This window comes from Dysgonomonas sp. HDW5A (genome assembly GCF_011299555.1).
Taxonomy (GTDB): domain Bacteria; phylum Bacteroidota; class Bacteroidia; order Bacteroidales; family Dysgonomonadaceae; genus Dysgonomonas_A.
In genome coordinates this window covers 2,938,116-2,949,916 of the sequence record NZ_CP049857.1, presented here as the reverse complement: position 1 = coordinate 2,949,916, position 11,801 = coordinate 2,938,116, and the positions used below count along the sequence as shown (strand labels likewise).

Sequence of the window (11,801 nt, the reverse complement as noted above, 5' to 3'; positions counted from 1 at the left end):
TTCCTTGGTGCAAAACGAAACTAGAGATCAAGACTGTACATCGGTGATAGAATAACAATAGAATATCTAAATACAGCTCCCCCTTATCAGGTCAATGCCTGTTGATAAATGTCTTTATCTTCTGCACTTTTCTCTATTTCCAATACAATCACAAAAGGTTGTCCCGATATATAATCAGCAGGTAAAGCAATATTATACAAGCTGTTATTTTGCTTGTTTCGTCCTGCATTTATAATATCTACCGACTTATTTCCTGACAGAAAATAGGCTTTTACAGGCTTTATACCGCCTTTAGGTATTTCAACATGAAGCATATTATTGATCGGTCTATTAAAAACAGTCAAGTATATTTTATTATCCTTTTGAGTAAAATATCCCCATCCCTGCTTTTTAAGACCGGTGTATGAACATCCATAAATAGCTTCGCTGTTTACTTTCATCCAGTCTCCCATCTCCTGAGCTATTTTGCTTTCTTCGGGACGGATATTTCCTTTTCCGTCAGGTCCAAAATTCAGTACAAAATTGCCATCCATCGAAACCGACCTTACCAGCATATCAATCAAGTCATACGAGGTTTTCACATAGCCTCTCCAATCGGAATGATAGCCCCATTGATTTTCGGGTATAGTCATCACACAATCCCAATCGTTGCCATTAACATCTGCAATGGAATTGGGTAGATCACGCTCCCACCCCTGCTCATAATCGCCCATCAAATCGCCATTCGAATCGAAGTGACGCTTGCCGTTTTCATCCGCTCTGAAACGGCTTCCTATAATCAGTCCGGGACGCAATGCTCTCATCTCAGTCTCCAGATCATCCGTAAATTTAGCTTCCTCTATCCATGCCTTATCCCAAGTTCCATCAAACCAAAGCCCTTTGGCTGTGGGATAATTGGTGAGCAACTCGATCAACTGATTACGGGTAAACTGCTTGAATTCCTCATAACCGGCTTTCTCCTCCGTAGTTGCAGGTAGGGCACTTCTATATCCTTTCTGATGCCAGTCGATAATCGAAAAATAGAGATATACATCAATACCTTCGGCATCGTAAGCATCTACAATCTCTTTCAAGAGGTCTTTTTGATAGGGAGTATTTTTTATTGTATAGTCGGTATATTTACTTGGCCAGATACAAAATCCATCATGATGTTTAGTCGTTATAATCATGTATTTGGCTCCCATATACTTTGCCTGTTTAGCCCATTTTTTCGCATCGAATGCAGTAGGGTTAAATTGTTTGTAAAGATTATCGTAATCTTCGTCAGGCATCTCTTTCCAAGAACGTATCCATTCGGCCGCTCCGGGATAATACTTTCCATTCCAATGACCTCCGGCTATTGCATATACACCCCAATGGATAAACTGACCTAAGCCATATTGTCTCCATTTTTGCATCTCGGCATCCGTACGCTTACCTAATCGATGAGTCCCATGTTGTAATGGTATTGACGACCTTTTAGTTTGTGCAAAACCTTGTGTAAATGCAATATTAGATATAAGAATAATCAAAAATAGTATTTTTTTCATGATTTATAACTTAAAAAAGTAATATTTAGACGGTCTTTAACCTTACAACCCTATATGTTCATTTTTATTTTCCTGAGGTTTACGTATATCTGACCTTGTATTTCGGTTTCGTTCATAGTTCCATTGGATTTTATCGTCATACGTTTCACCTTTGTATGAAGCTTTTACCTCAATTTCATTTACCCCTTCCTGCAATTCTATATTCTCAAAAATGTAATGAACATGGGTTGTTCCCTTCTTGTAATTTTTAACCTCCACCCCATTAACAAATAACTGAGGTACTCCTATATTTGAATAGACGGTTACGGGTGTTATTTTATTCTCCCGTTCGGTTGCCCTGCGTTGAGTTAAATACAAAACAGGATCTTTGCTCCAATTGGCCTTATACCAATAGAAAGGGTCTTTCTTTAACTTACGGTCGAAGGTTACCAAACCTTTCATGTTACGTGCCTCAACTCCTCCTTGTGAAGATGCAGGTGTTGCAAAATCGAACGTATTCCATAGATAGGAAGCCAACAAATAGGGATGATTAGCAATATACCCCCATTGAATTTCGTGGAACCGGGTGGCAAAAGTTTCGTTATACTGTTTATCGAATCCGCAGCAGTCGCCCACATCACCCACCACTTCTTGTTGATGATAGATATTAGCCTCCGTTCCGTATTCTGCCAACATTATTTTATAATCGGGATACTCTTTTTCCATTCCTTCTATCCAAGGCTCCATATCCTGAATCTTTTTTTCGTACCATCCGAAATACCGATTGATACCCTGTATATCGGCATTCATATTCACGCCATGCCCCGGATCGCCGTATCCGTTTACCGATACCGTATACCTGTAAGGATCTTCGGACTTTGCCAGATCGTGAAGCTCAGTTGTTAACGAAGCTGTATAATTGATCGGTGTATATACTTCGTTGTGCAATCCCCAAGTATATATGGATGGATGATTGTAATTCTGACGGATAAGCTCAGTTATTTGCTGTTTGGCATTATCGGCTTCTTTAGTAGAAACCCTATTTACGAAGGGAATCTCTGCCCAGATCATAAACCCGATACTGTCGCACTTCGAATAGAAATATTCCGATTGCTGATAGTGTGCCAGACGTATGGTGGTAGCTCCTATTTCTTTTATAATTGCCAAATCGGCATCGTGCTGCTCGTTGGTCAATGCACTACCCGATTGCCACCAGTCCTGATGGCGGCAAACGCCATACATGGGTACTTTTTTCCCGTTGAGATACATTCCGTCTGCGGCTTTGAGTTCAAAATGCCTCAAACCTAAAGGCTGAATTACTTCATCTATAACCGTTCCGTTCGACAAAATCTGTGTTACCACTTTATATAAATAGGGGTCTTCGAGACCTTGCCAAAGATGGGGATTGGTAATTGTAAAATTCTGATTATAGAATTGCCTACCCTGAGGCAGTACATTTATGGCAGTTTCTTTCTTTAGCTTTAACTTACCATCCATATCATAAATAGAAGTAAGTAGCTGAACACGTTTCGCTTCTCGGTTTTTATTCTCTATTTTGATTTCGACATTCACATCTGCCGACTTATTCGTTACATTCTTTTGACTGATATAAATTCCGGGCGAAGCATAATCGGTTACCGCTATGTTTACTTTTTCTGTAATGATCAGATGCACGGGACGATACATTCCTCCATACACTCCAAAAAGTGTATGATTGATCGGCACAACATCGGGACGTGATGAGTTATCAACTTTTAGTAATATTTCGTTATCCTCTCCAAATTTCAAGAGTTTAGATATCTCTATCGTAAATGCCGAATAGCCTCCTTTATGATTGCCTGCAAATGTACCGTTTACATACAATTCGGCTACGGATGCAACCCCTTCGAAATTGAGAAAGATGCGTTTGTCTTTCATCGAAGCATCGGGACGGTATGTTTTTTTATAGAAAGCTTCTCCTGCATAAAAATTATTCTTGTCATTCTGCATATCAATCGCATTCCAGGTATGGGGAATGATTACATCCTGCCACCTCTGATCGAAGCCCGATTGAAACAGTATCTGATCGGTTGGAAAAGGTCCTTTCTTGAACAACCAACCCTCATTAAAAGACTCTACATCTCTCGCAAAGCCTCCAACAACAAGCGAAAAGCTCAATAATAAACCGGCTAATAATCTCATAGTAAGTATGATTAAGTATTTATAATTATTCTCACTCCAGGGATAGACCTGGGCGTCTACCCTCTTCGGATGAACACATAGGTTCTCCCCTACATGGGTTATTTAAAGAGTCTAATACACATCCATTTTATATATTTCTGCTCCTGCCATCAGTAAAGCCCCTACCCCATATACGGCGGTCATGTCTTCGGTCACTTTCTTTGGATCAGCTCCAATAGGTTGTACCCATCCCAATTTTCCATCACTGCCAATTGCCGAATCGAGAGCAATCCATGCTTTTTTCAAAGCCATTGTATACTTGCCGTTACTCAACAAGTCGTTATTGATACCATACGCCAAAGCATAGGCTATGAGAGCCGTAGCGCTGGTTTCGGGCGAAGGATACTGATCGGGATCAAGCAAGCTTGCATGCCAAAATCCATTGTCGGATTGCAGATTCACCAAACTATCGACTAATTCCGAAAACAGGTTTTCATAAAAAGGTCTCAACGGTGAATCTTCGGGTAAAGCTTTCAGTATATTTACCAATCCTGCTGCTACCCATCCGTTGCCTCTTCCCCAGAATACTTTCTGACCATTTACCTCTGTTTTATCAAAAAAGCGATCGTCTCTGAAAAACAGTTTATATTCTTTATCGTATAAATAATCATAGGTGAGTTTAAATTGCTGATCCATAAATTGTAAATAGCGATTATCACCTGTTAACTTGGCCAGATTAGCGTAAACGGGCGGAGCCATAAACAGAGCATCGCACCATGTCCATGTCTGCTTGCTTGTATTTTTCATATCCTCACTTGGAGGATTAGCCATTATCCAATCGGCACGTTTCAAGGTGGCCTCCATCATTTTCTTTTTACGGAAAACAGAATACATATTGAGGTAGAACTGACCAATACACAGTTCATCGGCATGATACAGACTGTATTTAGGCATATTTTTAAAATTGTCAGGTATCTGCCAGTTATTTTCGTCACCAATTTTATTTAACCACTTATAATATTTTGGCCCATTATCCGAAATGGCAGACCATTCTGCCATTCCGAGATAAAGGGTGGCATTTGTCCACGCATCTATTCCTGCGTCATGCAAATGTCCGGCACTGCCTGCCTTTGAGTAATTAAAGTGGTTGATTTGCCAGTCTGCAACTTTATCAAGTGTAGCTTGTAAAGCCCGCCTGTCTGTCAGAACGTAACTAGGTTGTGCCTTGCTCTCTAAGCAAAGACTAATAAACAAATAGAGTATTACAAGCCAGACAGTAGTGTTGATTTTCATAGTATAAGATCATGTAATTTAAGGTCAAACCTATTAATGCAAATGATTATACCAACAAAAGTATTCTTAACTCTCCAATTGATTTTGCCCTATCTGACTTTTATTTTGTCTTATTTGCTTTATAATACTTCACAGAGGCAGTACTGCATACGCCGGAATATATTGTTCAATAAATAGAGGGCGTATACAATACTCCCCCCCTATACTACAAACTACTATCGCTTTTGCCTTTTTTGTGTTTGGCTGCAAAAGCGGTGGGCGTATCGCCAAATTCTTTTTTAAAGGCTCGTGTAAAGTACGACTGACTTTCGATTCCGATTTGTTCCATTACATCACGCATTGAGACATCTTCTTCCACAATCATACGGGCGGCTTTGCGAAGACGGTAACTCAATATAAATTCGACTATCGATTTATCAGTCATGCTCTTTATCTTACTATAAAGCTTGCTTCGGCTCATCGAAAGCTGAGAAGCAATGTAATTAACATCCATTTCGGGTTGATCGATATTCTGATCTAATATTTCTATGAATTTCTTCAAAAACTTATTGTCTTGCTGATTGGTAGAAAGCTCCGAACTATCTACAAAATAGTTTTTAGCATAATAGTCTTTAAGCTGTTGTTGACGTTTGAGTATGTTTTGTATTGTAAGCCTGAGCAAATTAAAATCGACAGGCTTTTCGAAATAGGTATCAGCTCCCGAATCGGCTCCCTCCAATTTGCTTTCCAATCCGGTTTTGGCGGTCAGCAATATAAACGGAATATGCGATATATTAATGTCGCTTTTCACCTTACGACATAAGGTAATACCATCCATTTCGGGCATCATTATATCGCTGAGAATAAGGTCAACTTCCATATCGTCGAGTAACTTATAAGCTAGTAATCCATTACCCGCCTCTATTACTTCATAATGAGGTCGTAGCGATTCGGCAATCAGTTTTCGTAAGTCATCATTATCTTCGGCTATGAGAATACGTTTCTTATCGCGCAACAATATATCGTCGTTTGTTGGCGAAAGAGCAATATTTTCGGCAGGCTCTTCATCCATATATACAGGAGCGGTCAATGTAGCGTTGTCCACAGATTCATCCTTCACAAAATCTTCGTCTTTATACACAGAGGCATCAATCGAAAAGCTAACTACCATATCCGTACCTTTCTCGCGCTGGCTATAAATACTGATCGATCCTTTATGTAACAACACGAGGCTTTTCACCAACGCCAAGCCGATCCCTGTACCGAGATGCGAATCGAAGTTTACGGTCTTTACTTTATAAAACCGCTCGAAAACATTTTCTATTGAATCTTTGGATATACCTATACCCGAATCACGGACAGCTATGGCATATTGATTATCAAACTGACTGTCGTTATTGATCGTAAATCCGTTTTCGTATGCAGAAGTGAATGTTTTTCGGGACGCATATATTTCAATACTCACACATCCTCCGTCTTTGGTATATTTAAAGGCATTGTGAAGCAAGTTCATTACTATCTTCTCCATTACCTGTTTATCTACTAATACCGATGGAGGCAACGAGTTATCCGTTATTATAGCGAAACTGATATCACGTTGCTTGGCATAGTCCTGAAAATCGAATGCTATTTTTTCGATAAAGCTATTCAGGTCGATTGGCTGAATATGCAGTTTCATTTTACCGTTTTCCACAGTTCTGAAATCCATCAATTCGTTTACCAGATTGAGCAGCCGTTGTGCATTGTTATTCAACAGATGATAATAGTATTCTTTGAGCCCTTCGAGCCTCAATTTATCCAATGCGGCAAGAATTAGCGACAAAGGCGTTCTGAAATCATGCGATATATTGGTAAAAAAGCGAAGTTGCGATTGGTGTATCTCTTCTTTTTTGTTTTTATCGACCTGATCAAGATAAATCTGTAATTTGAGTTTCTTCTGCTGATTGTAATAGCGTACAACCACATAGGTAAGCCCTGCCAATAAAAGGCAATAGATAACATAGGCCTGCCAACTCAGCCATGGTGCAGGCAATCGTTTGATCTTTATAACAGTGGGAGTTTCGTTCCAAAGACCATCATTATTAGCCGTCATCACCTCGAAAGTATATTCGCCGGGGGGAACCTTCGAATAAAAGGCACTCCGACTCGAAGCATCGACCTCTATCCATCGGTCATCGTATCCTTTGAGTCGGAAACGAAAACGGTTTTTCTCGGGTATCAGATAGTTATCGGACGAAAAGTGAAAGCCGAAATTGACTTGTGTATAATCGAGTACAATTTCATCATTAAATCTTTCTATCACCTCATCCTCCGAATTTTCACTGTAAGGCTTCACTGAGATATTATCGACCAGAAAATCGGATATAATAGCTCGTGGTTTAAATGTATTGGACGATATTTCGTGTGGATTAACCCGTGTAAAACCATTGGAGCCTCCGAAATAAAGGCTTCCGTCCTTGCTCCGTAAAGATGATAAGGGATAATATACTTGTCCTTGTACGCCATCTTTTTTATCGAATCTGAAGAATATACTATCTACGGGACTGTATCTGAACAATCCGTTGTCCGTACCCATCCACATATTGTTGTCCCCATCTGCACAGAGGCTATAAATGGACGAAGCATTAAATTTCAGTATATCATCGAAAACAGTAAATCGAGATGTTTGAATATCGTATTTTACCAATCCGTTACCAATCGTACCAATCCATATATTATTGTTGTTGTCTGCCGAAATAGTCTGTGCATTCAGATAGAAAGAGTCTTTTAACGGGACTTCAACCACCGAGCGAGTGGCTATATCCATCCGATATATATTTTTGTGCGTAATAATCCATAAATTATTACGGGCATCTTTACACATATCGTAGATATAATAACTATTGTCGGATTCTCCGAAATAATAATGAGTAAACGTTTTGTCTTTAAACGAATAGAAAGAGACAACCAGTTTGTTTAATTGATAGGCAATCCATAAACCCGAATCGGGCTCGAGAACAATCTTGCGTAAGTCATTAAAAAGAAGGCTATTTTCGTTCTCTTTTTCTTTTTTGAAATGTGTAAAACGATTGGTTTTCTGGTTATAATAATCCAATCCGCCCCGAAACATCGAGATCCAAAGATTCTGATTCCCATCCATTGCCAACGATTTTATATTGTCGTATGCAAGGCTATTGCCATCTGGTCTGTTTTGGTAATAGCTAAACTGTTCGCTTTTCTTGTCCATTCTGTTCAGTCCTCCACCTTCGGTGGCTATCCACAGATAATTAGTATCTTCGGCAAAACCACTCACCAGACTATGATTCAGTTGTCCTAATCCCACAGTGTAAGTCTTAAAACTGGCTTTCTCTTCGAGATTCACATAGCATAATCCACCCGAATAAGTTCCGATCCATATATTTTGCTGCTTGTCTTCTGAAATTGCCCAAATTGAGTTATCAGGCAAACTAAAGGGTTCTGATTTGGAATGAAGATGAAGTGTATATTGCTTGGTCTGAGGGTTGAGAATATACAAACCTCTCTGTGTTCCGATCCATATTTGCCCGTTTTTGTCCAGATAAAAGGTTTTTGCTAAAATATGACCGGTGTCATGCTGATAGAAAAAATCGAAATGTTCTTCTATTTTCCATGTATTTATATCGATGCGGTAAAGTCCCTGATCGGAAATCAAGACCCATAATTTATTACCTGCTTTTCGGATAGTTTGGATGTAAGACGAAGCCGGAAAAGAAAATACTTTCTTTATATCATTCTTAGAATAATCGTATTCAAAAATTTCGCCTTTGGTTGAAGCAATAAACCATGTCAACTTATCACCATCGCAGTAATTAATTCCTGATAAGGCTTCACCTTCATACTCGACGGTATTCCATGTTTTTAATCGGACATCGTATTTCATTAACAACCCTTCGCGGCGTACCCATATATTATCTTGATAATCTATTCTTAAACCTGAAGTATTAGAGTCGAGTAGTTCGATAAAAGAATCGGAACTATTATTATACCTATATACCCCATTACTTGTTGCAACCAACAAATGTCCTGAAGAATCAGAACCCATGTCGTTGAAAAGCCATCGGCTCGAAGTATCAAGGGTTTTGAAATAGTTGTAATAACGTTTGTATTGATAGCCGTCGAAACGATAGAGATCGTTATCCATCAGTATCCAGATGAAGCCATTGGCATCTTGCTTAATCGATTTTACACCATCGTAATAAAATCCCCCTTCAGGCGAAAAGGTTCTGAAGCGATAATCGTTCTTACCCTTTATCGTAAAAGGGCATATCATAAATAATGTATGTAAAAGAAATACGAGAGATAATATATATTTTCTCATGTGTTTCAAATAATGAGTAAAAGAAAAAAGTTAATGGTACGAATCAATCGTTGAAATACATGTTCAGTTTTTCTAATGCACCCTATCGGGTTTGTTTTTCATTTTGCCTTGATGCACTAGTAGTGTAACCGTTGGCTGACAAGCGAAGCAGGTGTAAAACTAAACATTGAAATATAATCAATTATACTAACCATATACAATTCACAAGCCTTATGTGAAAAATAAAGTCTGAGAATAAAGGTAAGATTTTTCAGTTCATCCTTTCAGAAAAACATTAATTATATGAGAAAATTTAATCCTGAACACAACGCACCGAAAAACGGAAATTTAAATTACCACTGCCAAAATAAGATAAAGTAGGAGAAGCAAAACTCAAATATCGATATCCTCCGGCAGGGGCAGAAGTCCAGAAATACGCAGAACTGGAAAAGGCAACAGCATTGACACCATCTTCGCGCACCCATCCTGCGGGGAGAATATCAAAACCCGATATAGTTACAACAGGATCATTCATCCCCCATATATAAGTAGTACCTGCACTACCATCACTTGCCCTGTAAGAGACACCGGTATTTCCACGTACTTTGGCACCTATATTATCTGAGCCCAAGGTTGTAACCAAGTCTGCCCAATCTTGTACTGATGCTAAATGCCATCCGGCAGGACAAGCTAACATAGCTTGATTCCATGTATAAAATAGTCCGAATACAGATACAAAATCTTCATTGGTCATCGTTTTTGTCACTCCATTCTCAAGATAGCTTACATTGCCGGGAGGCATAATACCCAATACTCTAACCTGAGTGACGGGCATTATCGTACTATTCTTTGCAGGGTTAAAGCGTACACCATCTATGGGATCGATACAAGCTCCATCGGGTTTGCGGATAGCTCGTAAATTCTGAGTCATCCAACGCTTAGTGCCAAACACTTTAGTAGAATACTGATTACCTTCATAATCGGTAAGAATTCCGGTTGTAGCATCAAAAGATGCTTGATTTGTTCTTTTTAAACTTCCCCCTAAATATTGCCAGAAAGTACCATTCCAAACATAAGTTCCTGCAATAATAGAGGCACAAATATCGCTGGCATTATATACGGTTAGTCCCACATGGGTATCTTTATCCAATGATCCCGGTGTTAGTCCCAAAGAGGTTGCCAAATCTCCATTAAGTGCCTGAAGTAACACACAGGGCATACCCAACCCTTTAGTAGCAGTACTTTGTCCATTAGACTGGGCATCATCAGTTTCGAATTGTTTCAACTGTAATAATGCTCCTGAAACAGCAGCTTTATCTGATCCTATGGTAACTTGGGCTGACAAAACAGTACTACCCAAGAGGAATAAGACACAAGACAATGATTTAAATAGGCTATGATTCATACATCTTAATTTACAATACAAAACGAATCAATTAAGAACTGATCTTTCAATCCTTGATTAAATATCAAAACAACTTCTATTGTGACAAAGATACACCAAGAGAATGTGTTACGAAAGACTTAATAAGAAAAAAGAGAAGTACTCTCTATAATTGAGTGTACTTCTCTTTTCAGGGAATAAATACGAAGATTTATTTTAATCGAATCTCTTTTATAATATCAACAGTCATAGAGTCTAAATCATAATCGGGCTTCCAATCCCATTCGTCTCTGGCCTCTTTATCATCAATACTATCGGGCCACGAATCGGCAATCTCCTGCCTGTAATCGGGCGAATAAGATATTTTGAAATCGGGAATAACTTTCTGTATCGACTCTGTCATTTCTTTCGGAGTTACGCTAAAGGCTGCCAGATTATATCCTGTTGCATTCTGCAAGCGTGATTTCTCGGCTTGAAACAATTCAATAGTTGCTTTCAGGCAATCGGGCATATAAATCATCGGCAACATAGTATCTTCTGTCAAGAAACATTCATACGAACCTTGCTTTACAGCATCAAAGTAAATGGCTACAGCATAATCGGTTGTACCTCCTCCCGGTTGTGTTTTATGACTTATTACTCCCGGATACCTCAACCCTCTGATATCCATATCGTATTTGAGGTTGTAATAATTGCCCAACAGTTCAAGAGCTACCTTAGTAACTCCATACATGGTAGTCGGATGGAGTATCGTTTTCTGAGGTGTCATCGTTCGGGGTGTATCGGGTCCAAAAGCTGCAATGGAACTGGGCACAAGCACTCGTTCCAGCTTCTTCTCACGTGCTACTTCGAACACGTTTACCGTACCATTGATATTGACATTCCAAGCTAATTGGGGATTTTTCTCACCCACTGCCGAAAGTATGGCTGCCAGATGCACTATACCATCGACTTTATATTTGTCGATAGTTTCTCCCAATGCTTTAGTATCCAACACATCCAATTGCACAAAGGGTCCGCTGTTTAATAAATCGGGACATACTTTGGTCGATAAGTCAGAGGCAATAATATTGTCGTTTCCGTATAGTTTGCGAAATGCCAAGGTTAGCTCCGAACCTATTTGTCCTGCACAACCCGTAAAAAGAATTTTCTTCATAGTTTT

General features: G+C 39.2%; 6 protein-coding genes. All 6 read right to left on the bottom strand.

Features of this window, described 5'->3' with window-relative positions:
- Positions 1-86: 86 nt before the first annotated feature.
- A complete protein-coding gene (locus G7050_RS12315; protein WP_166115792.1) occupies positions 87-1,529 on the bottom strand; it encodes an alpha-L-fucosidase in 1,443 nt (480 codons plus the stop codon).
- A gap of 42 nt (positions 1,530-1,571) precedes the next feature.
- Positions 1,572-3,689 (bottom strand): glycoside hydrolase family 2 protein, encoded by a 2,118-nt coding sequence (locus G7050_RS12310; protein WP_166115790.1) that lies wholly within the window; start codon positions 3,687-3,689, stop codon positions 1,572-1,574.
- A 111-nt stretch (positions 3,690-3,800) separates the two neighbouring features.
- A complete protein-coding gene (locus G7050_RS12305) occupies positions 3,801-4,961 on the bottom strand; it encodes a glycoside hydrolase family 105 protein (protein ID WP_166115788.1) in 1,161 nt (386 codons plus the stop codon).
- A gap of 205 nt (positions 4,962-5,166) precedes the next feature.
- Positions 5,167-9,276, bottom strand: coding sequence for a hybrid sensor histidine kinase/response regulator transcription factor (locus G7050_RS12300; protein ID WP_166115786.1), 4,110 nt, complete (start codon positions 9,274-9,276; stop codon positions 5,167-5,169).
- Between the two features lie 292 nt (positions 9,277-9,568).
- Complete coding sequence (locus G7050_RS12295) at positions 9,569-10,660, bottom strand: fibrobacter succinogenes major paralogous domain-containing protein (RefSeq protein WP_166115784.1); 1,092 nt, start codon at positions 10,658-10,660, stop codon at positions 9,569-9,571.
- 190 nt (positions 10,661-10,850) lie between these two features.
- Positions 10,851-11,795 carry an NAD-dependent epimerase/dehydratase family protein gene (locus G7050_RS12290; RefSeq protein WP_166115782.1) on the bottom strand — a complete coding sequence of 315 codons (945 nt, stop codon included), beginning with the start codon at positions 11,793-11,795 and terminating at the stop codon, positions 10,851-10,853.
- Between the last annotated feature and the right edge of the window lie 6 nt (positions 11,796-11,801).

Coding starts and splice junctions, on each gene's coding strand:
- G7050_RS12290 (WP_166115782.1), bottom strand. CDS start 11,795: ATGAAGAAAATTCTTTTTACGGGTTGTGCAGGACAAATAGGTTCGGAG.
- G7050_RS12310 (WP_166115790.1), bottom strand. CDS start 3,689: ATGAGATTATTAGCCGGTTTATTATTGAGCTTTTCGCTTGTTGTTGGA.
- G7050_RS12305 (WP_166115788.1), bottom strand. CDS start 4,961: ATGAAAATCAACACTACTGTCTGGCTTGTAATACTCTATTTGTTTATT.
- G7050_RS12315 (WP_166115792.1), bottom strand. CDS start 1,529: ATGAAAAAAATACTATTTTTGATTATTCTTATATCTAATATTGCATTT.
- G7050_RS12300 (WP_166115786.1), bottom strand. CDS start 9,276: ATGAGAAAATATATATTATCTCTCGTATTTCTTTTACATACATTATTT.
- G7050_RS12295 (WP_166115784.1), bottom strand. CDS start 10,660: ATGAATCATAGCCTATTTAAATCATTGTCTTGTGTCTTATTCCTCTTG.